The organism is uncultured Helicobacter sp., assembly GCF_910577135.1.
In the GTDB taxonomy this organism is placed as follows: domain Bacteria; phylum Campylobacterota; class Campylobacteria; order Campylobacterales; family Helicobacteraceae; genus Helicobacter_C; species Helicobacter_C mastomyrinus.
This window is the reverse complement of sequence record NZ_CAJTLL010000024.1, coordinates 1-22,184: the sequence shown is the minus strand read 5'-3', so window position 1 is coordinate 22,184 and position 22,184 is coordinate 1. Positions and strand designations below refer to the sequence as shown.

Genomic DNA, 22,184 nt, shown 5'->3' with positions numbered 1-22,184 from the left:
ATTTTATATAAGTTAAAGATATGTTTTGCTTGTAAATAGATTCAAATTTAGAATCTTGTTTGCTGTTTTTGCTAAAAAACGATGAGTTCGGTTTGATGTTTAATATCTCAAAAAATATTTATCTTAATACTTTGATAACTTCTTTTTATCGCAAAAAGATGTAATCCTGCAAAGGCAAAAGGGGTTTACCCTCCAGCCCCAAAAGAGCGGAGGCAGTACTACCTCCTTAATTCTCTTTTTCCGCACCACAAAGTAGGTGAGAAAACAGATAGTGCTATTTTAACAAAAACTCATCGTCTTTCTTTGACACCAACATCTCAAAACACTCCCCTTTTTTTATCACTTTTGATTTTTTTATAAATAAGGTAGGCACTTTAATATGAATATGCAAGACAAAAATTTTACCTCTTTTTGCTTAAGGGATTATCTACCCACTCTCTATAATCCCAATAAAGCCTACATAAGATAAAAGATTTGCTCTTTCTGCACCTGTGGTAGTTTAGAAATGATTTATGTATCAGTATAAATTTTAGTAAAACTCACTTAGGCTAAAAGGTTTTTACATAGCAATATGTTATTAGCCAAAGCACTTAAGACAAAAGTGCTAAAACACAATATTATACTCTCATTGGTATGAATGCTATTGATACCAATGAGCAAAACAAGAAAAATGTTTTTATATAAAAGTAAGCACGACCTTTTGACACTTTTGCTTAAAGGAGTTTTAATCCATAAAAGTGTATTATCACATTTTTTACCTTTGAGGTTTTGTATCAAGCCGTATTATAGAATCCTCTAAGGCAATTCTATTTAGATTCTATGCCCTTACAAATAAGGGAGTAAAGGATTATGATGAATAATACCATACAAATTGATGTGCGTGATCTCTCTTGTCCCGAGCCTGTTATCAAAGCAAAAAAGGCGCTTTTAGGCGTGAATGAGCATTCCTTAAAGCTTCATAGCTATGAGATTATCGGCAATACACCATCTTCTAAGGAGAATCTCACACGTTTCTTAAAATCAGAGGGCTTTGAGTTTGAAATGGGCTTTGGGCGCGATGAGCAGTTTATGATTATCCTTAAGGGTAAGATTACAGACAAAAAAACAAAGCAGGGCAAAGACAAAATCGTGCCTAAAATGATGCTTTTCAAAAGCGATAGAGTGGGGGATGGAGAGCTAGGCGGTATGCTCGTTAATGGTTTTTTAAAATCCCTCCTCAATGCTGATGTACTGCCTCAAAAGATTCTCTTTATCAATCGCGGCGTTTTACTCACAACCGATAACAAAGAAGTGGACAATACAGAGATTGTGGAAGCCCTCAAAGAGCTTGAAAGGCAAGGAGTTGAAATCTATTCTTGTGGGTCGTGTTTAAGCTATTTTGCTCTTACAGAGCGGCTTAAAGTCGGTATGATAGGCAATTCGCTTGAGAGCATACAAAATATGCTTATAAGCGATAGCCTCATTTCATTCTAAGGCTATCTATGGCGGATTACGAACTTACCCAACATATTCAATGTGCGGGTTGAGCAGCTAAAGTGGGTCTGGCAGACTTATCACAAATCTTTAGCGGGCTTAGCCAAAAGCCTAATCCTCTTTTGCTCGCTGGATTTGAGGGTAATGAGGACTGCGGAGCTATGCTACTTTCCAATGAAAGCGAGTATGCTATGCTCTCAAGCGTGGATTTTATCACGCCTGTGGTTGATGACCCCTATATCTATGGGCAAATTGCCGCAGCAAATGCCTTGAGTGATATTTTTGCGATGGGAGGCAAGGCTTTAAGTGCGTTGAATCTGCTCATGTGGGATAGCGCGCATTTTGATAGCAATATAGCTAATGCCATTCTTAGAGGTGGGTTAGATAAGATTACAGAATCTGGCGCATTGCTGCTTGGCGGACATACTATTAAAGACAAAGAGCAGAAATATGGCTTATCGGTTAATGGCATCGTGCATAAAGATTCTATGTGGCGTAATCACACCGGGCAAATTGGTGATGCACTCGTGCTTACCAAGCCTTTGGGAAGCGGGATTCTCACTACTGCTATTAAAGCTCGTAGTCTCAAAGATAGTGCTCAAGCAATACAAGCTATGTCTATGCTCAATCTTTATGCAGCACATATCGCACAAAGTTATGAAATCCACGCCTGCACAGATATTACGGGATTTGGGTTAATAGGACACGCACTTGAGATGTGTCGAGCTCCTAAGACAGAGCAGCCCCATCACATAGAGGCAAAAAGTATGCTTTTTTATACACAAGAGATTCCATTATTTGATGGTATCAAGGAACTTGCTCAAGTAGGTATTGTGCCGGGTGGTTCGTATGAAAACAAAAAGACTTTACAACAATATGTATCCATACAATGTAGTCTAGAAGATGATATTTACTACTATGATGCACAAACATCAGGGGGGCTACTCTTTGCCCTGCCTTTTGGTGAGGCAAAGGAATTTGTCTATGAACTTCGCAAAACCGGTATAGAGCAAGCCAATATTATAGGAGAAATCATTTCAAAACAAGAAAAATCTATCATTCTAGGATAATAAATATATAAAAATATTCCATATTTTATTTATAAAAATATCCATCATAATAAATATATCTTTTTAAAGGAAAATTTTTTTACCGATTTATTTGTGTTCATTTTAAAACTTTGGAGGGCAGTCGTATGCAATTCAATACCATAAACACCCTAGTACGTAGGTTTTTTGTTCTCAAAGAAGAGGGTTTTATCGCCAATACGAATTATAAAGAAGATTTGCAAAAATTTCTCCCAAAAGAAGAGTATGGTATTTTTAACACAATGTTTGAATCTCCTAATCTTGACAAAGCAATTGATAATATAAAACAATCCTATATGGCTGGAAAAATAAAGCAACAATATGTAATCAATATTCTCTCCGAACCAAAGATAACACAAATCGCCCTCATTCTTGTTAAAGACTCTCAGCCAAATGCACTGGAACGAGCTATTCGCACAAGGGAACATATCGACAAAAATAGTGTCCATTTTTTAGAGCTTATACAAAACTTAGAAGAAAAGCTCCTAACTTTCATTAGCTCACGTGTAAGTAAATTTCCACCTAATACCTCCCCAAATGATTATAAAAAAACACTCAACAATCAAGAAATCAGTATGAGTAATGTAGCACGATATTTTGGTGGAGATTTTGAAAGAGCCTATCTTGATGATAGGGGTGTAGGTAAATTATACTATGAACTCCTCGTATGCAGGGTGCTTATGAAACATAAATTTATGAATCCAGAAGATGCTCAAAAAATCCTTCTTGTATCTATTTGGAATGCCATACCTGCCTTTAGAAGCAAAACACGAATAACATCTGTAGGAAGCACACGCTAACTTTTGGGATTTTTCTCTCTTCATATTTTTCAATCCTCTATACTTATTTTTGGAATACATATTGCTTGTCTTTTTGGTATAAAATTGCTAGATTCTATAAGAAAGGATACAATATGTTAAGATCTTTGTGGTCAGGTGTTAGCGGTATGCAGGCACATCAAATTGCGCTTGATGTGGAGAGTAATAATATTGCCAATGTTAATACCGTTGGTTTTAAATACTCAAGAGCTTCCTTTGTGGATATGCTATCACAAATCAAGCTTATTGCTACTTCTCCCTATAAAAATGGGTTAGGCGGGCAAAATGACTTTTCAATCGGCTTAGGAGTTGGGATTGATGCGACAACAAAGGTGTTTTCACAAGGGAATACACAAAATACTGATGTTAAAACAGATATAGCCATTGAGGGTGATGGATTCTTCATTATTTCACCTGATAGAGGCACTACACACAATTATACGCGTAATGGTGAGTTTCTCTTTGATGCAAATGGGAATCTTGTAACCACAGGCGGCTATGTCGTGCAAGGCTGGGTGCGCCCTCCACTTGAATCTGCAGAAATTGAAACAATGAGCGATTTTGACTTCTTTAGGGTAGATAATACCGGACCTATAAGAAATATTCAAATTGACCCGGGTATGGTAATGCCTGCACGTGCAACCAAAACAATTACATTACGTGCAAATCTTAATGCAGGACGCCACGTAGAGCAAATACGAGATGTAGCCGCTCTTGATTCCACAACACGAACAACAGCCGATGGTAATGCCCCCGTATATGATTCTCGTGGTATGCTTACACAAGTAAGTGAAGATATGGGTGTGTTATTTAACGATGAGGGAGATGCCTTTGCCCTCAATGAAAATCAAGGCATTTGGATGAGCTATAAAACAGCTGCAATTAAACACGAAATTGTAGCAACCAATGAAGTGAGCACCATAGGTATTAATGGAGAGAATATAAGCTTTTCAAATAATTCTGCAATTACAGGTATTAGCTCTATTGTAGCAGCTCAAAATGCTATTAATTCCGTCCGTGATAAGACAGGTGTAAGTGCTTATGTGGATTCAGGACAGCTAAGAATTGAAAACCGCAATCAAATGGATGGCGGTGAAAAAGTCAAAAATATCCGTATTACTGCTGATGGAACAGGTGCATTTGAAGAGTTTGTTCAAGGTGAAGAGGATATTACCGCCTTTAGATACCGCTATACAAAATCTGAAGATGCAGATTCTACTACAGGACAATTTAGAACCACTGAAGATTTACGCGCCCTTATGCAATATGATGCAAACATGATTAAGAATCCTGAAAAAACTTACCATGAAAGCACCGCTTCAGTAGGGGTAACGATTAATAATTGGGGTATGTTTGAGATTATCAATCGCAATGATGAAGATGATGAAGAGCAGCGCAATCTTAGCCTTTATGTTACAAGCCACTTCTCCGAAAATGTAACTAATAACGTGCTTTTCAAAGAAACGATGAAAGCCCTCAACACCGCTTCACTCATCGAGGGAGGCTCATCGGTTAGCACAAGCAAAATTACAAAAGCCACACACGCTACAAGCGTAGATATTGTCGATAGTTTAGGAAGTAAGCATAACATTCGCTTTGAATTTTGGAAAACAGGTGATGCAGTATGGAGCTTTAGAGCCATAGTGCCTGAACCAGCACAATTTATCGGTGGCTCTGCAAGCAAGCCCAATGTCTTTGAAGGAGGAAGGGCAACTTTTAACGGCGATGGCTCGCTTTCGGGTATGAATCCTCCCATATTACAATTTGACCCAAAAAATGGAAGCAAGGGACCACAAAGGCTTGAGCTCAAATTTGGCGCGAATGAAACATTTGGGGGATTAACAAGTGTGGATAAAATCTCCGAAACCTATTCCATTAATCAAAATGGCTATCAAGCAGGGGATTTGATGGATATTCGCTTTGACTCTAATGGCTCATTACTTGGGGCTTTTAGCAATGGACGCTCTATTGCCCTAGCACAAGTTGCCCTTGCAAATTTTGCGAACAACACAGGTTTGCAAGCTGAAGGTGGCAATGTATTTTCCCAAACAGGAAATTCCGGAGAGCCAATGATTGGCGCAGCAAACACAGGACGTAGAGGTGGGGTATCGGGCAGTAAGCTAGAGATGAGTAATGTGGACTTAAGCCGATCTCTCACACAGCTTATTGTAGTTCAGAGAGGATTCCAAGCAAATTCAAAAGCCGTAACGACCTCCGACCAGATTCTCAACACTCTTCTTAACCTCAAGCAATAATATTTGAGCTATGGGTAAAGCCCATAGCCTTTTCTACGCACATTAACATATCAAAACCACTCATTGGCTATAAATAATATTTAAGTATATATATTTTAGAATCTCGTTTTAATCTCAGCATTAAGGAACATTATGTCAAATCTATCTTCTATTGGTAAAATCCTTATAGCAGGGCTATGCTCTTCTGTACTTCTCTCAAACATACACGCAAAAGAAGAGTATGATGCACAAAAAATAGCTGATATTTTTTATACACTTAATGGTGATAAAAATAACCCGCATAAAAAAATCAATCACACAAAAGGTTTCTGCGCTATTGGAGAGTTTCTCCCAGCAAAAGGCATTACAAAAACCCTAGACATTCCCCTTTTATCTCAAAAATCTATCCCCACACAAGTGCGCTTTTCACTTGGTGGAGGAAATCCAAATGCGAGTGATAAGTCTAAGGCAAGAGGTTTAGCCCTTAAGCTCAATAGTAAAACAGATAATTGGGAAATGGTTGTGCTCAATACAGAAATCAACTTTTCCAAGAATCCAAAAGAGTTTTGGGAATTTTTTGCTATGAAAGTCCCCAAAAATGGCAAAGTTGATACAAAAAATATTCAAAAACGCACCCAACAAGTCGCTTCATTCCGCAATTATGAAGCTTACCTTGCTAAAATGGGTATCACTAGCAGTGTGGCAAACACTATGTATCATAGCATTCACACATTTTTTGTAAAAGATTCTAAAACTCAAGAAATGCTCCCCGCACGATTTAAATTTGTCCCAACAAATGGTGTCTCCTATCTAAACCAAGATGAGCTAAAGACTAAAGATGATAATTTTTTAGAATCTGATGCAAAGGCTAAGTTAGCAAAAAAACCTATCGAATACAAAATGGTGCTTGTTTTTGCCAATCCTAATGATGTAACCAATGATACAACTGCTTTATGGAGCGGTGAACATAAAGAACTAGAAGTAGGTACATTGAGGGTAAAAAAATATGATGGCACAGATTGCAATGGAGATGTATTTATGCCCGGCGTATTGCCTAGTGGTGTCGGAGAGCCACAAGATCCATTATTTGATTTACGTAATGGCACTTATGTCATTACATTTGGTAGGAGACAATAAGGATATATGCCTATGACCTCCCATTTTGAGCGAATCATTACTATGAACCGATATAAAACCTATATGGTTTTATGTGTATATATGGTGATTTTTGCACTCATTGGGCTTTTAGCCGATATTATCCGCTTAAATGCCCCTACTTTGCAAGAAGGATTTTTTCTCCTCTTAAGTGGAAGAGAATTTCCGCTCATTACCTTTGGTATGGCAGTGGTAGCATTTGCTATTATCTGCTTTAGTCTCGGGCAATTCTCACGCATTATGCTAAGTGGGAATGAATATAAACGTATCAATCCCACTCTTGTCCTCTCCCGCAGAGAATCTCGCCTCTATGGTGTCTTGCAAGATTTGCTTAAAAAGGCAAAATGTCCCTTTGAGCCTGCCCTTTACATCATAGAAGCCCCTTATATGAACGCCTTTGCAAGCGGTTGGAATGCCAATAACTCGATGATAGCCATTACCTCCACACTTTTGGATAAGCTTGATGAAGATGAGCTAAAGGCTGTCATCGCCCACGAACTAAGCCATATCAGGCACGGCGATGTACGATTGACAATGTGCGTTGGGATTCTAAGCAATATTATGCTCTTAGGGGTAAATATCTTTGCCTTTTACTTTAGCTCAGGCAATTCTCAAGGTGCACGGAGTGCGCGAATGATTTTGCTTGTATTGCAGTTTGTGCTGCCTTTGCTTACACTTGTTTTAAGCCTCTTTGTCAGTCGTAATCGCGAGTATATGGCAGATTCTGGTGCGGCATATTTGATGAGGGATAGTGAGCCTATGATAAGGGCACTGCAAAAAATCAGCCAAGATTATGCGCAAAATAATTACCAAGAGCCAAATCCCACACGCGCAAATGCCTATCTTTTTAGTATGGGGGAGATTCTAAGCACTCACCCTAGCATACAAAATCGCATAAAAGCCTTGCTTGGAGCACATTTTTAGCATTTAAGCAATACATTAAAATAAGGCAAACAATGAATCTAGAGCAGCAACTCAAAATATTTTTTGATACATTATGCAGCCATATAGGGGAGAATCCTACCCGTGAAGGCTTAGTCCATACACCAAAGCGTTTAACACAAAGCCTTGCAGATATGCTAAATGGCTATGACAAAAGTCCAAAAGACGCTTTAGGAGAGGTATTTGAAGATGGTGTATGTGATGAAATGATAGTGCTTAAGAAATTGTCATTTTATTCAATGTGTGAACATCATCTCTTGCCATTTTTTGGCACACTCTCCATTGGCTATATTCCGCAAAATAAACTTGTAGGCATTAGTGGATTAGCACGATTGGCAGAAGTTTTCACTCATCGTTTGCAGATTCAAGAGCGTTTAACCGCAGAGATAGCAGATTCACTCACTCAAGAATTACAGCCAAAGGGCGTAATGGTCGTTTGTGAGGCACGACATCTCTGCCTTGAAATGCGTGGCAAACAACAGCAATCATATATTATCACTTCTGCACTAAGAGGCTTGTTTAAAAAAGATTCTAAAACTCGCTCAGAATTTATGCAACTTATCAAGTAATAAATATTTTTCTTAATTAAATATTATTAAATAAAAGATAAATATAACTTACGTTAAGTGAAAAATTTTAAAGATATGTATATATTTTTCACTTTATCCTCTATAAATTTTATATTTTTATTGACAAGTCCTCTATTTTAAACAATAATAGTTTTAGTTCATTATTTGAACAAACAACTTTTTAGGAGGTTTCTAATGAAAAAGGTTCTTGTAAGTGGTGCATTATCGACTTTTCTTGTATTGCCAGCAAGCGCGATTGAGATATACAGCGATGATGATAAAAAAGTTGAGATATATGGCTCTATTCGTGGTTTTATGGGCTATAGTGAAAGCACAAAAGCAGCAGATCCAGCAGCATTCCTCTTTGGATTACAAAGTAACTCGCAATTTGGCGTGAGGGCACAAATGGGTAAATTCAAGGCGAATGTGGAATTTGGTGCAAGAGAAGCTGATGTGATTCCTGCAGCAGATGGAAATACAACAGCTCCTTATAGACAATATTGGGGATCCTATGATACAGGATATGGGGTAGTGCTTTTTGGTAAGACAAACTCACCAAGCTTTGATAATGGCTTTAGTAGCAACTGGCTCAATATTGATAGCGGTATGGTGGGTTTTGGTGGTTTACCAACAGCTAAACGCCACATTCAGCTTCAATATAATATCGCAGGATTCAGTATTGGTGTGCTTGAAGATGTAAGAGGGAATGGTTGGAGTGAGACAAATCAAGAAACACCTCGTATCGCCGCAAATTATACGATTAATAATGACAAAGGACAGCCATTTTTTAAAATTGCTGGTTCATACAAATACTATAATAGTGGCTCAATAAATCCTAGCAATTTCCTTATTGTAGAAAATCCCGGCACACATGCTTATCATATTTGGTTAGGCTTGCGTCCTACTTTTGGAAATTCATTCCTTTCGCTTGTGGCACAATATGGTAAAAACGGCTATCTCTATGGTGAGCAAGTTGCCGGAGCTTATAGTAGAGGTGGATACACTTTTACCAACGTAGGTAATGGCGTAGGCTTAGGCGCAGAAATTGCTGGGGGCAAGGTAGAATTTGGCACAAAATTAAGCCAAGATGTCTCTCTTATCCTTGGAGCTGGTTATCAAGCCACCTATGGAGGAAGCGCTCAAGTAGAGGCCAATAGTGGTCCTATCCACAGCTATGCTGCATTCTTACAGCTCCCCTACAAAGCAAATGCAAATGTTGAAGTCGCTCCTCAAGTTACATTTTACAACACAGAAGGCAAGAAAACTTCAAATCTTATAGCTGGTAGCAATAAGCAAGGGAGCGTAATAGCTGGTGTAAGAATCAAATGGGATTTCTAATCTCTCTTAAAGGTTGCCCTAGGCAGCCTTTAAACTTTTAACCACACTTAAACCCTATTCTCCTTTTATCCCTTCCATAAAGCACACTTTCCATTATCTTAAGACTCAAATCTTAGAAATACTATAGAGTGTAAAACATATCGTTTTACACAAATGCCATTTTTTGCGCACGAGTGAGTAGCTCTCTGGCACCTTTTGCGATAAACCTCTGTGCGAGTGTGCGCCCTAGATTCTCCCCTGCTCTTATATCTGCTAATGCTATCTTTCCTTGCAAATGCTCCTCTATTATCTCACTACCATCGGGTAGCCCGACGATAGCCTTTAAATAAAGATTCTGATCTATATATTCCGCATACACGCCAATAGGCACTTGACACCCGCCCTCTAGCTCTCGCACAAACGCCCTTTCTACACTCACACACAGCGCAGTAGGAGCGTGGGTAAGTCTAGTGATAGTATCAAAATACGCACTATCACTACGCATTTCAATCCCCAACGCACCCTGCCCCATCGCTGGAATCATAAAAGCCAAAGGCGCGATATATGCCACATCATTTGTGCTAAGCCCTAGTCGCTTAATACCCGCTTGTGCTAAGATAATCGCATCAAATACCCCATCGCGTAGCTTTTGCAAACGCGTTTGCACATTCCCCCTTAGACTTAGCGTATCTAAATCTGGGCGAAACTTCTTTATCTGCATAGAGCGGCGAAGCGAGGTTGTGCCTACTTTTGCACCTTGTGGCAAAGATTCAATACTAGGATAGCGCATACTCAAAAAGCTATCCCTACAATCCTCACGTTCAGTAATAGCGGCTAACTCAAGTCCATTCACAAACTCCACGGGCACATCTTTAAGGCTATGCACGGCTAAGTCAATCTCTCCACTCAAAAGCAGCTCCTCAAGCTCCTTTGTAAAAAGCCCCTTGCCGCCGATTTTTGCCAATGGCACATCAAGTATCTTATCACCCTTTGTTTTGACGATTTGAATGCAAGATGAGATATTGCATTCATTTTCAAGGCGGGATTTGATATATTCAGCCTGCCATAATGCCAACGCACTCCCTCGTGTGCCAATAGTCAATGTTTTATGAGACATTTTCCCCTCCTAATATCCCAAGCAGCCGCCCTACAAGCTTTGCAGAATCTTGCGCATCTAGCTCTATTTTCTGCAATCCCTCACGCAAAACAAGCTCCACTTTCTGCTCTGCTAATGCCTTGCCCACAATCAACGCACAATGAAATCCCAATAGCTCAAAATCTTTCATTTTTGCACCAAATCGCTCATCGCGCTCATCAAGCAGCACATCAACGCCCTGCGCTTTAAGATTCTCATATAAAGCAAAGGCAAATTGACTTTGTGTGCTATCTTTAATGTTTGAAATCACAATCACCATATCAAAAACACTCACCTCCCTACTCCACACACAGCCCAAATCATCACTTTTTTGCTCCAAAATTGCCGGCAAAATGCGCGAGATTCCAAAGCCATAGCAGCCCATAATGAAAGGTTCTCTCTTGCCCTCTTTATTCAAAAACTCCGCATTTAATGCACTCGAATACTTTGTGCCTAGCTTAAAAATATGCCCCACCTCTATGCCTTTAGTATAGTAAAGCTCCCCGCCACATCTAGAGCATAAATCTCCTTCTTTTACCACTGCCAAATCAGCATATTCTAAGCCTTCAAATGTGCTTAAATCCACACCTACAAAGTGAAAATTTCTCTCATTCGCCCCACAAATAAGGTTTGAAGCCTCCCTCAAACTCTCATCAAAATAAATATGCTCACTCTGCGTGATATGACGTAATCCATAAGGACCTATGAATCCTACTTCAAGCCCCACAGCCCTAATCTCCTCTACACTCGCATCATCTAGTAGCAAAAAGCTACTATCCTTGCGATTAAGGGTATTAAGCATTTTTGTCTCCTCGCCATCATCATCACCGCGCACGAAAAAATACACCAATTCCCCGCTATTATCTGCCCTCATTGCCTTTTTCACAATCGCCTTAATGGTAAAAAACTTATCCACCTTAAAAAATGTGCTTAGAGATTCTATTGTGGTTGCATCAGGTGTGCGGAATTTTGCAAAGGCTGCCTGTGGGGGATTGCTATCATATTTTACTTCATTTAGACGAGGGGTAGTGCGGGGCTTTCTAGTGCCAATCTCAATATTCGCACCATACTCACAATCCTTACATACGACAATCGTATCCTCACCGCAAGGAGCTAACACCATAAATTCCTTACTCCCACTCCCGCCAATCGCCCCAGAATCTGCCTCTACAACCTTAAAATCCACGCCCATACGCTCTAAAATTCGCTTATAAGTCGCCTCCATTACATTAAATTCCCTATCTAAATCCTCTGTGCTACTATGGAAGCTGTATCCGTCTTTCATTATAAATTCACGCCCACGCATAAGCCCAAAGCGCGGACGCAATTCATCGCGGAATTTTGTATGGATCTGATAGAGATGCACGGGTAGCTGCTTGTAGCTTTTAAGAGTGCTTTTAGCAATGTATGTAACTGCCTCCTCGTGCGTAGGTCCTAGCACAAATTCATTCTCTTTCCTATCTGTAAAACGTAAAAGCTCCTTGCCATATTTTTCATATCGCCCAGATTCTCGCCATAGCTCCGCTGGGGTAATAAACCCCATAAGCACTTCTTGCGCTCCTGTGGCGTCCATCTCTTCTTTGACAATCGCGTGGACTTTATCAAGGAGCTTTTTCCCTAAGGGCAAAAAGTTATAAATACCACTACCTATCTGCTGTATGAATCCTCCACGGACAAGGTATTGATGGCTTTTTAGCACAGCGTCTTTGGGGGCTTCTTTAAGTGTGCTAACAAAAAGTTGTGAAAACTTCATAATATTCCTTCAAAAAGTAGTATCTTTCTCGCATTTGTAGCCATTCAACATAACAATCTCATCATTAATATCAAACATACTTTTCATTGTCTCGATAATAGGATCACCCTGATGGCTCTCACTCGCTGCTCTTAAGCGCATTGTAGGCTGATGTAGAAAAGTATTAAACGCCCCGTGCAAAATCTTCTCCACACTCTGGCGATACTCTTGTGGCAAAAATCCTTTTTTAATTGCTCTATCTAGCTCTTTGAGGGCGGATTCCTTAGCTAAATAGCGGATATGCTTAATCACAGGCTCAACACTTAAAGTTTGCAACCAAGCAAAAAAATTACTCGTAAATTGCTCTACGATTTTATGCGCGCTTTTTGCACTCTCCTCCCTTGCACTTTTATGCTCTTGTACCACTTCTTGCAAATCATCTACACAAAAAATCTGCACCCTCTCATCATTTATAGATTCTATATCGCGTGGCAAGGCTAAGTCAAACCACCACCTTTGCGTTTGGCTCGGTCTTAGCATATCTTTAGTAATCACATATTCAGGTGCACTCGTAGCACTAAAAAGTAGGGGAAATTGATTTACAAGCTCTGCTAATCTCTCATAAGATTCTATATGAATCTGCCCTCCAAGCTCTAAAGCTAATTCTTGCGCGTGGCTTTGTGTGCGGCTTATAAGCGTAATATTAGCCTTCATATTGAGCAAATGCTTACAGGCTAGTCTCCCCATTTCTCCACTACCGACAACCAAAACGGGCAAAGATTCCAAACTCTGTGCATTTTGAGCGAGTTTTTGTGCTGCCATACATACTGCAGTAGAGGCAACAGACACGCTATGAGCTGAAATATCGGTTTGTTTGCGCACACTTGCTGCGCATTTAAAGGCAAAGTGCATCAAACGTGTCATATCCTTAGCACATAAGCCATTATCAAAGGCAAGTTTATAAGCACTCTTAAGCTGTCCTGTGATTTGCGTCTCCCCGATGACAAGGCTATCAAGGCTTGAAGCCACACCAAAAATATGATAAATCGCATATTCGTTCAAGCGCACAATCGCCATTTCTTTGATTTTTTCTAATGCCATAGTGCTAAAATGCGCAAAACACGCATAAATATGCTCTCTAGCCGCCTTTCTATCGTGCATACTCACATAAAGCTCTATGCGATTACAGGTGCAAAGCAAAATACTCTCTCTAATAGATTCGCACGCATTAATCTCTTGCAAAAAAGGGATAATCTGCGCTTCTTTTATGCTAAGCTGCTCACGCGTAGCAATATCCACATTTTTATGAGAAAAACTCACTACCATATATTGCATTTGAATCTTTTCCTGCATCACACTCTCCTAAAATGTCCGTTGCAACATCTGCTTAATCATCTCGTTAAGATGTTCATTACCCTCATTAGCAATCGCCTCTAAAGCCTTATTTGCGTAAGATTGAGCTTTAGTAATACTTTTGCTTATAACATTATAATTACGCATTTGGGCTTGTATCCACGCTTCTTCTGCCTCATTTAAATCCACGCCACAATATGCACTTAGCCTTTCTTTATCACCATCATCAAGACAATCATACAAATCCATATAAGGCAAAGTCGTCTTACCCTCCTTAAAGTCGCTCATTGAGGGCTTACCGAGTGTTTGAGAATCTTGCGTAATATCTAAAATATCATCAATAATTTGAAAGGCTATGCCTAGATTTTCTCCATAGATTCTATAAATATGCTTATTTAAGCCTTTAAGTATCGCACCACACTCTGCTGCGGCAACAATTAGCGCGGCTGTCTTATCCGCACACATACGAATATAAGATTGCCTATCTGTGTGAAAGGCAGTAGAAAGTCGCACATCTTCAATCTCGCCAATGCTTAAGCGCACTACAGCAGAGGAGATACTTTGTGCGATTTCTGTATGAAATGCACTTAGCTCACAAAATGCCTTAGAATACAGCACATCGCCTAGCATAATGGCATTTTTATTACCAAATGTGGCATTGATAGAGGGTGCACCTCTGCGCGTTTGTGCATTATCAATCACATCATCGTGCAAGAGTGAGGCACTCTGTATCATCTCAATAAACGTACATACCCTTAATGCCTCTTCACTCATACCGCTAATACTTAGCAAAAGCTTGCTGCGAAGCATTTTACCATATTGCAAATGTCCGCAAAGAGTACTAATCTCCTCATTATTGCATTCTGCAATGTATTCATTAATATAAGCCTTAATCCGCCCTATTGCAAGTTCCATATTCATTTATGCTCCCTCTGTTTGCGATAGAGAATCATCAAGCACAGCCACCCCCTGCCCTTCTATATACAGATTCAAATGCGCCTTTTCATCGCTAAAAGATTTAAAATACATCACCAAATGTGGCTTATCTTTATAGGCTCTATCCTCCATACCAAGCGGGATTTTATAAGCATTGCGTTGATAATCTGTGTAAAGCACTATTTGGTGATTAAATTTATCATAATTAAGATGGAGTACTAAACCATAGTTTTTGAACAACGTCCAGCGGAATCTCAACTCTTTTTGCACCCCACCGACCTTAAAATGTGCTGTATAAACTTGCTCTTTTTCAAGAGAAAGACTCTTTTTCCAAAGCCACACAGGAGAAGCTGCGTGCATAGATTCAAAACATATCAAAAACAAAAAAATCAAAATGATTTTATTCATGATTGCTCAATATTTTTGCCATAGAATCTATAGCAAGATTATTTTTCATCTCTTCTAATTCTACAAGAATACTTTCATCAAAGCGAGATTGCTCGAGGGCGAGCTGTGCATCAATGCCCTGCTTATGCAAAAGCATTTCATAAATAGCAATCCGCTCTAGCAAAGATTCTAACTCTAAGCTAACAAGCGTAGGCGATGCATTATGTATAATCTCCTGCCATTTTTGCAAAGGTGTACCTTCAAAAAATGCGTCCATTCCTACTCCTTTTGTGATTTTATAGAATCTAATCGTGCTAAAACTGCTTGTGCGTGTGTGTCAAGAGATTCACATTGGGCTAATCGCGCACAAGATTCACCCATTTCTTTAAGTGCCTTGGCAGAAAAGGCAATAATAGAGCTTTTTTTGACAAAATTTTCTACACTAAGGGGTGAAAAAAATCGCGCGCTGCCGCCAGTAGGCAAGGTATGATTAGGACCAGCGAGATAATCCCCGATAGGCTCACTTGCATATTCTCCCAAGAATATAGCTCCGGCGTGTTTGATATACGGAAGCGCCTCAAATGGTGCAGCAGTAAGTATCTCCAAATGCTCAGGTGCAAGAGTATTAACTATATCTATACTCTCTTGTAAATTGCGTGTGTGTATCATCACGGCGCGATTTTCTATACTTTTTTGCGCGATGGCATTTCTAGGCATTGTGGGCAAAAATGCCTGAATATGCGAGCGCACAGATTCGATAAGTCGCATATCATCACTCACAAGAATGGCACTTGCCATTTCATCGTGTTCAGCTTGTGAGAGCAAATCATAGGCAACATAGGTGGGATTTGCGCCCTTATCAGCGATAATGGCAATCTCGCTAGGACCGGCTATCATATCGATATTGACCTCCCCGAACACCAGCTTTTTCGCACAAGCGACAAAAATATTGCCCGGACCGCTAATCACATCAACCTTTGGAATCTCCTTACAACCATACGCCATAAACCCTATGGCACTCGCCCCGCCTACTTTGTAGATTTCAGTAATGCCACATAAATGCAAAGCGGCGAGCAAAAGGGGATTAGGGCTATTGTGCGGTGTGGGGGAGCATACCACAATTTCTTTCACCCCTGCGACAATGGCTGGAATGGCATTCATCAAAAGTGAGCTTGGGTAAGCTGCCTTACCACCGGGTATATACAGCCCAGCTCGCTCTATGGGGGTAACCTTCACACCGAGTATACTGCCATTATCTTCACAATCAATCCAACTTTGTGTTTTTTGCTTTTGATGAAAGGCGTAAATTCTATCATAGGCAAGGTGGATGGCGGATTTTAGCTCAGCAGATAGCTCATTATAAGCCTTAAGGCACTCTTGTGGCGTGATGGCTATATCTTGCAAAGTATGGGCTTCCCATTTATCAAACCGCGCAATATGTGCTTTTATAGCCTCTAAGCCATTTTGTTTTATCTCATCAAGTAAGGATTCTACGACAGAGGATACCTCTTTTATATCCATTTTGCCACGTGCTAGAAGTGCTTTGAAGCTAGTTTCAAAGTCTTTTGAGCGCACATCAAGGATTTTCATCATCTCCCCCATAATCATAAAGTAATTGGGAATTATATATTGCTACTCTAAACAAATGGGCTATATTGCTACGCCATTGCGACACATCAAGGGATAATCCTGCAAGCATCACATCTTAAAGGATAAAAACGATAGATTCTATAGAGGAGTTGTGCGTATGAGATTATGACAACTAACGCACCCAGCGAGAATTCTTCCATATACGGCAGCGCCCTTTGCAATCTCATTATTCTTAAAAAACTTCTCTAATACTTCTATGTTTTCAACTTGCCGATTAATGATTCCACTCACTACATTGGTATCGCGTCTTTGCGATGCGTCAAGATATGTATTAGGATCAACTTGTCTTAATTCTTTATTAAGGATTTTAAATTTTTGCAAACCTTCATCAAGCCATACCTGATTACTATACAAAATGCCCTTTTCAATGAGACTCATTGCATACTCCATATCTTGCATAATGCACGTAAGTCTCCCTTCTGCAAATACCAAGCAAGCACATATACCCATAAGCCATAATATTTTCATCTTACTTCCTCTCAAATAATTTTGAGCCAATTCGCACGAGATTCGCCCCATACGCAATAGCCATTTCAAAATCCCCACTCATTCCCATAGAAAGTATTTTCGCACCCTTATCTTGCAAGGTATCAAACACATCACGAGTACGCTTGAAACTTGCTTCAATATCAGCCCTATTCTCACTATGTGCGCCAATACACATCACGCCTTCTAGCATAATACTAGGGCAAGTGCTCAGGATTTCTTCATAAATTGTCTTAGCAGTTTCTGCGCTCACGCCGTTTTTACTTGCTTCATTTGCCGCATTCACTTGCAATAATGCTCTTAGTTTTCGCTCTCCTAATCGCTTTTGCAATGCTTGAGCAAGTTTAAGAGAATCTAGGCTATGCAAAAGCGTGGGCTGCAAAGAAAGCAAAGTATTGATTTTATTTTCCTGCAAGGAACCAATAAAATGCCACTCTAATGGCAAATCCTCTAACTCCTCGCATTTAGCACGTAAATCTTGGACTTTGTTTTCTCCAAAGGCTCGTTGTCCGCATTCATAGAGTGCGCGTATATCTGCTTGTGTTTGATATTTACTCACTGCCACAAGCGATACGATATGATGTGCATTATATGCCAAACGTGCGCGTTCAATCCGCCGCAAGATTCTCTCAAGATTTAATGCTAACATCTGCTCTCCCTAAAATGACAAACGCAATATATCATTATACAATCCTAATAACATTAATGCCAAGAGTATCGCCCAGCCACAAAGTGTAAGATAATACATCACATTTTCATTCGGAGGGGTGTGCATAATCATCTCATAACAATTAAACATAATATGCCCTCCATCAAGTGCAGGGATAGGCAGGAGATTCAAAATCCCAAGATTTACAGATATAAGTGCAGTAAGCCAAAATAATGTAACCCAGCCGTTATTAGAAGCTGAGCCTATCACAGATACAATGCTCACCACGCCGCCAACCTCACTGCTAGGCACTACACCGCTTATAAGCTTTACAATACTCTGCGCGATGAGTGTGCTAGCCTTAAACGTCTCATCTATACCATAGCTTAGACTTTCTAAAGCATTATATTTGACCTCACCCGTAACACCACTGCTTGCAATACCTATCATATTACGCATAATAGGCTCACCAAAAATATTTTTACTCCCCTGCTGTATAGGAGTAAGGGTAGTTTCAAAAAGATAGACTACATCATTTGTATTTTTGCGTTCGATCTGTATGTGTAGCTCACCATCTGTGTGGATAATCATAGAATCCAACTCTTCCCACGTCTTTATCCCTTTACCATTAATGCTTAAGATTCTATCTCCTGCTTGTATCCCAGCTTTTTGCGCGGGGAAGTCTGCTCTCACTTCACCCACGATAGGTAGCAAACTTATCTTGCCCCCCATACCCACAGCCACATAGAGCATAAATGCCAAAAGCAGATTAAACAAAGGTCCAGCGAGTAAAATCGCTATACGTTGATAGGGGGACTTTGCCAGATATGAATCTGGCTCATTGTTTTGTGTTTTTGGATTTGTGTCATCTTGCCCTTTAAGCTTCACATAGCCACCAAGCGGGATAAGAGAGAGGGCGTATTGTGTGTGTCCTATATACACACTTGCTATTTTTTTACCAAAACCAATACTAAAGACTTCTACACTCACCCCACAAAGCCTTGCCACAATAAAATGCCCTAACTCGTGGAAAAAAACTAAGAAAGATAGAATCAAAAGTGCGATAAAAATACTCATAAATTAAAGACTCTTCATATATTTAAGTGTATAGTCTGCCCCAGAATACAATGTGAGTGCGACAGCAATCCACAGAAGGACTTCCCCGCCTGGAAAGAAATCGGCTAATAAAAATGCAATAGCAGTAATTTGTGCTCCTGTCTTATATTTACCAGTATTACTTGCTGCTACACTCGCTCCGCTTCCAGCCACCATTACACGCAATCCTGTGATAAAAAACTCGCGTGAGAGGATAAGAAACACCGCCCACGGAGAAGCCCTATCCAACATCAATAATGCAATAAAAGCGGATAAGATCAGCATTTTATCCGCCAATGGGTCAAATACCTCACCAAAACGCGAGTGCAGATGATATTCGCGTGCGATATAGCCATCAAAAAAATCCGTCAAAGAGGCAATACAAAAAATCAAACAAGTGAGATAATTCACCCAACTTCTATGAACACAATCAGGCAAAATACTATCATAATGCAAGGCAACAAAAAGCAATAAAATAGCTAGAAAAATCCGCGATATGCTTAATATATTAGGGAGATGCTTCACTTAGTTCCTTTAAATCTCTTAAATCGTTCATTGAGATTAAGATTTTACAACGGATTCTTTAACTTAAGCGCAAAAGCGGCGAAAGTTATCGTAGGGTTGGGCGAGTTTTGCTACAATCACGCCTTTATAGCCATATCTCCAAATTTTAAACAAAGGAGGCATATAATGATTAATATTTTTATTAGGCGCAATGGGCTTATTGTACGTGAAAGCCTACATTTAAGCGATGAAAAAGTTAAAATCCTTCAAGAGCACGATAAGATTCTCTGGATTGACTTATTTCAGCCATCAAGCGAAGAAGTGAATTATATTTCATATACTTATAATCTTGAAGTCCCCACCAAAGAAGAGAGAGAGGAGATTGAACAGTCTGCTCGTTATTGGGAAGATAGCGGAAGTATTACGATTAATACCTACTTCCTTGTGCGCTCTTTAGAAGCTGAATTGCGTAATGAAACTATCACCTTTTTACTCTGCAAAAATATCCTTTTTACTCTACGTTATAGTGAATTTCGCGTTTTTGATGAGATTCAGCAAATCGTCCTTGCCACGCCTAAAGTCTTTGAAGATGGCTTTGATTTACTTGGCAAAATCTTTGAAATCCGTGTAGAGAAGGATGCTGATTTGCTTGAAAGCGTGGCGAAAAACACACGTACCTTGCGCAAAAGGGTGTTCAACTCCTCTGTAATTAATTATGATGAAATGCTAGAGGACTTCTCCTCCTTGCAAGAGCTAAATATGAGTGTGCGGGATTCTCTCTTTGATAAACGGCGCGCTATCACGGCATTACTTAAGAGTGATAAGGCAGATTCCGAAGTAAAGCGCAATATGGGTATTGTGCTAAAAGACTTAAATTCGCTTGTAGAATTTACCACAGCAAATATGTATGCCCTTGATAATATCCAAACCATTCTTACCAACCAAATTAATATCGAGCAGAATAAGACCATCAAGCTTTTTACAGTGGTAACCGTGGCAATGATGCCCCCTACGCTTATAGGGACGATTTATGGAATGAACTTTGATAATATGCCTGAATTGCATTTGGACTTCTCCTACCCTGTGGTATTAGTCATTATGATTCTCTCTACCATTTTTCCTATTATTTATTTTAAGAAAAAAGGCTGGATTTAATGGATTTTTTATTTAATAGCGTTTTGTATTGGGTTGGGGATTTACAAGCGTGGGTAGCTCTAGGCACACTTGTATTCTTAGAGATTATTTTAGGCATTGATAACCTTATCTTTCTTGCTATCATTATCGCACGTCTGCCAGAATCTCAACGCGATAAGGCGCGGATTATTGGCTTATGCTTGGCTATGCTTTCACGTATCGTACTGCTTGTATGTCTTTTTTGGATTATGAAGCTTACCACACCGCTTTTTCATATCGCTGATTTTGCCCTGAGCGGACGAGACATCGTGCTATTTTTGGGTGGATTATTCCTTGTATATAAAGCCACAGGGGAGATTCACGCTATGACTGCGCAAAAAGAAGAACACCACAGCACAAAACAATATGCTGCCTTTGGCTTAGTACTTATACAAATTATGGTGCTTGATATTGTATTCTCGCTAGATTCTATTATCACAGCAGTGGGTATGGTAGATATTCTCCCGGTAATGATTATTGCCATTGTTGTAAGCGTATTAATTATGCTATTTGCCTCTAAAGGCGTTTCACATTTTATAGAATCTAATCCAAGTATCAAAACCTTAGCCCTAGCGTTTCTCATTCTTGTAGGGGTAATGCTTATCGCTGATAGTGCGCATTTTCATATACCTAGAGGATATATTTATTTTGCTATTATTTTTTCTTTAGGTGTGGAGATTCTTAATATTTACTTTATTAAATCACGCAAATAAAAGTGAGGATATAGGTGTATAATTCCCTTAAGACTTTTGAATCTTAAGGGAATTATAATGCTTAGAGGCTATAAATATGGCGCGCACTGACATTATATGTATATCCTACCATAAGTTTCCCTGTCCATCCTTGTATTTGGTATATCGCTAGGAATCTCATCAAATGCCTTTCCACCAACCATAAGCACTTGCACCAGCTCCTATTCCTACAAACACACCAAAGTTTGTACTGCTTGCGATAAAGTTATAGAGTGCGTCAAAATTGATAGCATAGCTCATTACATGTGCATTTACATTTTCCCCGCTTACTGCACTTTTATGCTTTGCATCGGTATAGATAAAGTTTACAAATAAACGAAATCGGAATGAGGAGTGAGAAAGCGCTTATAACTAGCTAGGATTTCAAAGGCTACACCTTTTTCTTTAGAATCAATGTAATGATTATATTTTTTGAGATAAATATTGGTCTTTGATATTAGCAGCACCATAGCCTGCACTCGCCTCGTTTTTTACTTAAAAGCAAAAAGTTGAGGTTATATTTAGATTTTGTAACAATAAAGAGTCTCTCCTAATAATGACTTGGTTTGTAAAGATAAAGGGGGATCGTCGTTAGGAGGATAGAGACGAGGCATTTGTGATAAAATTTAAGAATCTCACCTTAAAGATTCTTAAATGCAATATCTCTCTAATTCAACATACCCCCTAAAACTTCTTCTTATTCACATCATCAAGTATATCTCTAGCTACACTATCTACTCTCTCACTGATTTGAGCA

General features: G+C 39.5%; 21 protein-coding genes and 1 pseudogene. 10 read left to right on the top strand and 12 right to left on the bottom strand.

Features of this window, described 5'->3' with window-relative positions; genetic code table 11:
• The first annotated feature begins 852 nt into the window (after window positions 1–852).
• The 8 genes from yedF (at window position 853) to QZ289_RS09655 (ending at window position 9,617) form a co-directional block, all read left to right on the top strand.
• Entirely contained in the window at window positions 853–1,473 is a 621-nt protein-coding gene (yedF, locus tag QZ289_RS09690; protein ID WP_295702036.1) for a sulfurtransferase-like selenium metabolism protein YedF, read from the top strand.
• Between the two features lie 62 nt (window positions 1,474–1,535).
• Window positions 1,536–2,543 (top strand): selenide, water dikinase SelD, encoded by a 1,008-nt coding sequence (gene selD / locus QZ289_RS09685; RefSeq protein WP_295702034.1) that lies wholly within the window; start codon window positions 1,536–1,538, stop codon window positions 2,541–2,543.
• 125 nt (window positions 2,544–2,668) lie between these two features.
• A complete protein-coding gene (locus QZ289_RS09680; RefSeq protein WP_295702033.1) occupies window positions 2,669–3,361 on the top strand; it encodes a hypothetical protein in 693 nt (230 codons plus the stop codon).
• Between the two features lie 113 nt (window positions 3,362–3,474).
• Complete coding sequence (gene flgE / locus QZ289_RS09675; protein WP_295702031.1) at window positions 3,475–5,634, top strand: flagellar hook protein FlgE; 2,160 nt, start codon at window positions 3,475–3,477, stop codon at window positions 5,632–5,634.
• Window positions 5,635–5,766: 132 nt separating this feature from the next.
• Window positions 5,767–6,750, top strand: coding sequence for a catalase (locus QZ289_RS09670; protein ID WP_295702029.1), 984 nt, complete (start codon window positions 5,767–5,769; stop codon window positions 6,748–6,750).
• Window positions 6,751–6,762: 12 nt separating this feature from the next.
• Window positions 6,763–7,692 carry a zinc metalloprotease HtpX gene (gene htpX / locus QZ289_RS09665; RefSeq protein ID WP_295702038.1) on the top strand — a complete coding sequence of 310 codons (930 nt, stop codon included), beginning with the start codon at window positions 6,763–6,765 and terminating at the stop codon, window positions 7,690–7,692.
• A 32-nt stretch (window positions 7,693–7,724) separates the two neighbouring features.
• Window positions 7,725–8,279, top strand: coding sequence for a GTP cyclohydrolase I FolE (gene folE, locus QZ289_RS09660; protein WP_295702027.1), 555 nt, complete (start codon window positions 7,725–7,727; stop codon window positions 8,277–8,279).
• A gap of 195 nt (window positions 8,280–8,474) precedes the next feature.
• Entirely contained in the window at window positions 8,475–9,617 is a 1,143-nt protein-coding gene (locus QZ289_RS09655) for a hypothetical protein (RefSeq protein ID WP_295702025.1), read from the top strand.
• A 145-nt stretch (window positions 9,618–9,762) separates the two neighbouring features.
• On the opposite strand, the gene hemC is transcribed toward QZ289_RS09655, so the two are convergent.
• The 11 genes from hemC to pgsA form a co-directional block, all read right to left on the bottom strand.
• Window positions 9,763–10,713 carry a hydroxymethylbilane synthase gene (hemC, locus tag QZ289_RS09650; protein ID WP_295702023.1) on the bottom strand — a complete coding sequence of 317 codons (951 nt, stop codon included), beginning with the start codon at window positions 10,711–10,713 and terminating at the stop codon, window positions 9,763–9,765.
• Window positions 10,703–12,484 (bottom strand): proline--tRNA ligase, encoded by a 1,782-nt coding sequence (locus tag QZ289_RS09645; RefSeq protein WP_295702021.1) that lies wholly within the window; start codon window positions 12,482–12,484, stop codon window positions 10,703–10,705. Before QZ289_RS09645 ends, hemC begins: the two co-directional genes overlap by 11 nt.
• Before the next feature lie 9 nt (window positions 12,485–12,493).
• Window positions 12,494–13,816, bottom strand: coding sequence for a glutamyl-tRNA reductase (gene hemA, locus QZ289_RS09640; RefSeq protein ID WP_295702020.1), 1,323 nt, complete (start codon window positions 13,814–13,816; stop codon window positions 12,494–12,496).
• A 9-nt stretch (window positions 13,817–13,825) separates the two neighbouring features.
• The gene (locus tag QZ289_RS09635) at window positions 13,826–14,737 is read right to left on the bottom strand and encodes a polyprenyl synthetase family protein (RefSeq protein ID WP_295702018.1); all 912 of its coding nucleotides are present in this window, start codon (window positions 14,735–14,737) and stop codon (window positions 13,826–13,828) included.
• Window positions 14,738–15,160, bottom strand: coding sequence for a hypothetical protein (locus QZ289_RS09630; RefSeq protein ID WP_295702016.1), 423 nt, complete (start codon window positions 15,158–15,160; stop codon window positions 14,738–14,740).
• Window positions 15,153–15,416: a DUF2018 family protein gene (locus tag QZ289_RS09625; RefSeq protein ID WP_295702014.1), complete on the bottom strand. Its 264-nt coding sequence runs from the start codon at window positions 15,414–15,416 to the stop codon at window positions 15,153–15,155. The genes QZ289_RS09630 and QZ289_RS09625 overlap by 8 nt, the downstream gene beginning before the upstream one ends.
• Window positions 15,417–15,418: 2 nt before the next feature.
• Window positions 15,419–16,729 (bottom strand): histidinol dehydrogenase, encoded by a 1,311-nt coding sequence (gene hisD / locus QZ289_RS09620; RefSeq protein WP_295702012.1) that lies wholly within the window; start codon window positions 16,727–16,729, stop codon window positions 15,419–15,421.
• 138 nt (window positions 16,730–16,867) lie between these two features.
• The gene (locus tag QZ289_RS09615; protein WP_295702011.1) at window positions 16,868–17,257 is read right to left on the bottom strand and encodes a hypothetical protein; all 390 of its coding nucleotides are present in this window, start codon (window positions 17,255–17,257) and stop codon (window positions 16,868–16,870) included.
• Window position 17,258: 1 nt separating this feature from the next.
• Window positions 17,259–17,924 carry a YggS family pyridoxal phosphate-dependent enzyme gene (locus tag QZ289_RS09610; RefSeq protein WP_295702009.1) on the bottom strand — a complete coding sequence of 222 codons (666 nt, stop codon included), beginning with the start codon at window positions 17,922–17,924 and terminating at the stop codon, window positions 17,259–17,261.
• 9 nt (window positions 17,925–17,933) lie between these two features.
• Window positions 17,934–19,001 (bottom strand): RIP metalloprotease RseP, encoded by a 1,068-nt coding sequence (gene rseP / locus QZ289_RS09605; RefSeq protein ID WP_295702008.1) that lies wholly within the window; start codon window positions 18,999–19,001, stop codon window positions 17,934–17,936.
• Between the two features lie 3 nt (window positions 19,002–19,004).
• Entirely contained in the window at window positions 19,005–19,544 is a 540-nt protein-coding gene (pgsA, locus tag QZ289_RS09600; RefSeq protein WP_295702006.1) for a CDP-diacylglycerol--glycerol-3-phosphate 3-phosphatidyltransferase, read from the bottom strand.
• A gap of 165 nt (window positions 19,545–19,709) precedes the next feature.
• Between pgsA and corA the strand changes: the two genes are divergently transcribed.
• Window positions 19,710–20,678, top strand: coding sequence for a magnesium/cobalt transporter CorA (gene corA / locus QZ289_RS09595; RefSeq protein WP_295702003.1), 969 nt, complete (start codon window positions 19,710–19,712; stop codon window positions 20,676–20,678).
• Window positions 20,678–21,409: a TerC family protein gene (locus QZ289_RS09590; protein WP_295702001.1), complete on the top strand. Its 732-nt coding sequence runs from the start codon at window positions 20,678–20,680 to the stop codon at window positions 21,407–21,409. The genes corA and QZ289_RS09590 overlap by 1 nt, the downstream gene beginning before the upstream one ends.
• A 159-nt stretch (window positions 21,410–21,568) precedes the next feature.
• Here QZ289_RS09590 and QZ289_RS09585 read toward each other — a convergent pair.
• Window positions 21,569–21,766 (bottom strand): annotated as a pseudogene (locus QZ289_RS09585) (outer membrane beta-barrel protein); the annotation flags it as partial.
• Window positions 21,767–22,184 lie beyond the last annotated feature (418 nt).

Excerpts from the sequence above, each read along its gene's own strand:
- yedF (WP_295702036.1), top strand. The coding sequence starts at position 853 with ATGAATAATACCATACAAATTGATGTGCGTGATCTCTCTTGTCCCGAG.
- QZ289_RS09680 (WP_295702033.1), top strand. The coding sequence starts at position 2,669 with ATGCAATTCAATACCATAAACACCCTAGTACGTAGGTTTTTTGTTCTC.
- flgE (WP_295702031.1), top strand. The coding sequence starts at position 3,475 with ATGTTAAGATCTTTGTGGTCAGGTGTTAGCGGTATGCAGGCACATCAA.
- QZ289_RS09670 (WP_295702029.1), top strand. The coding sequence starts at position 5,767 with ATGTCAAATCTATCTTCTATTGGTAAAATCCTTATAGCAGGGCTATGC.
- htpX (WP_295702038.1), top strand. The coding sequence starts at position 6,763 with ATGACCTCCCATTTTGAGCGAATCATTACTATGAACCGATATAAAACC.
- folE (WP_295702027.1), top strand. The coding sequence starts at position 7,725 with ATGAATCTAGAGCAGCAACTCAAAATATTTTTTGATACATTATGCAGC.
- QZ289_RS09655 (WP_295702025.1), top strand. The coding sequence starts at position 8,475 with ATGAAAAAGGTTCTTGTAAGTGGTGCATTATCGACTTTTCTTGTATTG.
- hemC (WP_295702023.1), bottom strand. The coding sequence starts at position 10,713 with ATGTCTCATAAAACATTGACTATTGGCACACGAGGGAGTGCGTTGGCA.
- QZ289_RS09645 (WP_295702021.1), bottom strand. The coding sequence starts at position 12,484 with ATGAAGTTTTCACAACTTTTTGTTAGCACACTTAAAGAAGCCCCCAAA.
- hemA (WP_295702020.1), bottom strand. The coding sequence starts at position 13,816 with ATGCAGGAAAAGATTCAAATGCAATATATGGTAGTGAGTTTTTCTCAT.
- QZ289_RS09635 (WP_295702018.1), bottom strand. The coding sequence starts at position 14,737 with ATGAATATGGAACTTGCAATAGGGCGGATTAAGGCTTATATTAATGAA.
- QZ289_RS09630 (WP_295702016.1), bottom strand. The coding sequence starts at position 15,160 with ATGAATAAAATCATTTTGATTTTTTTGTTTTTGATATGTTTTGAATCT.
- QZ289_RS09625 (WP_295702014.1), bottom strand. The coding sequence starts at position 15,416 with ATGGACGCATTTTTTGAAGGTACACCTTTGCAAAAATGGCAGGAGATT.
- hisD (WP_295702012.1), bottom strand. The coding sequence starts at position 16,729 with ATGAAAATCCTTGATGTGCGCTCAAAAGACTTTGAAACTAGCTTCAAA.
- QZ289_RS09615 (WP_295702011.1), bottom strand. The coding sequence starts at position 17,257 with ATGAAAATATTATGGCTTATGGGTATATGTGCTTGCTTGGTATTTGCA.
- QZ289_RS09610 (WP_295702009.1), bottom strand. The coding sequence starts at position 17,924 with ATGTTAGCATTAAATCTTGAGAGAATCTTGCGGCGGATTGAACGCGCA.
- rseP (WP_295702008.1), bottom strand. The coding sequence starts at position 19,001 with ATGAGTATTTTTATCGCACTTTTGATTCTATCTTTCTTAGTTTTTTTC.
- corA (WP_295702003.1), top strand. The coding sequence starts at position 19,710 with ATGATTAATATTTTTATTAGGCGCAATGGGCTTATTGTACGTGAAAGC.
- QZ289_RS09590 (WP_295702001.1), top strand. The coding sequence starts at position 20,678 with ATGGATTTTTTATTTAATAGCGTTTTGTATTGGGTTGGGGATTTACAA.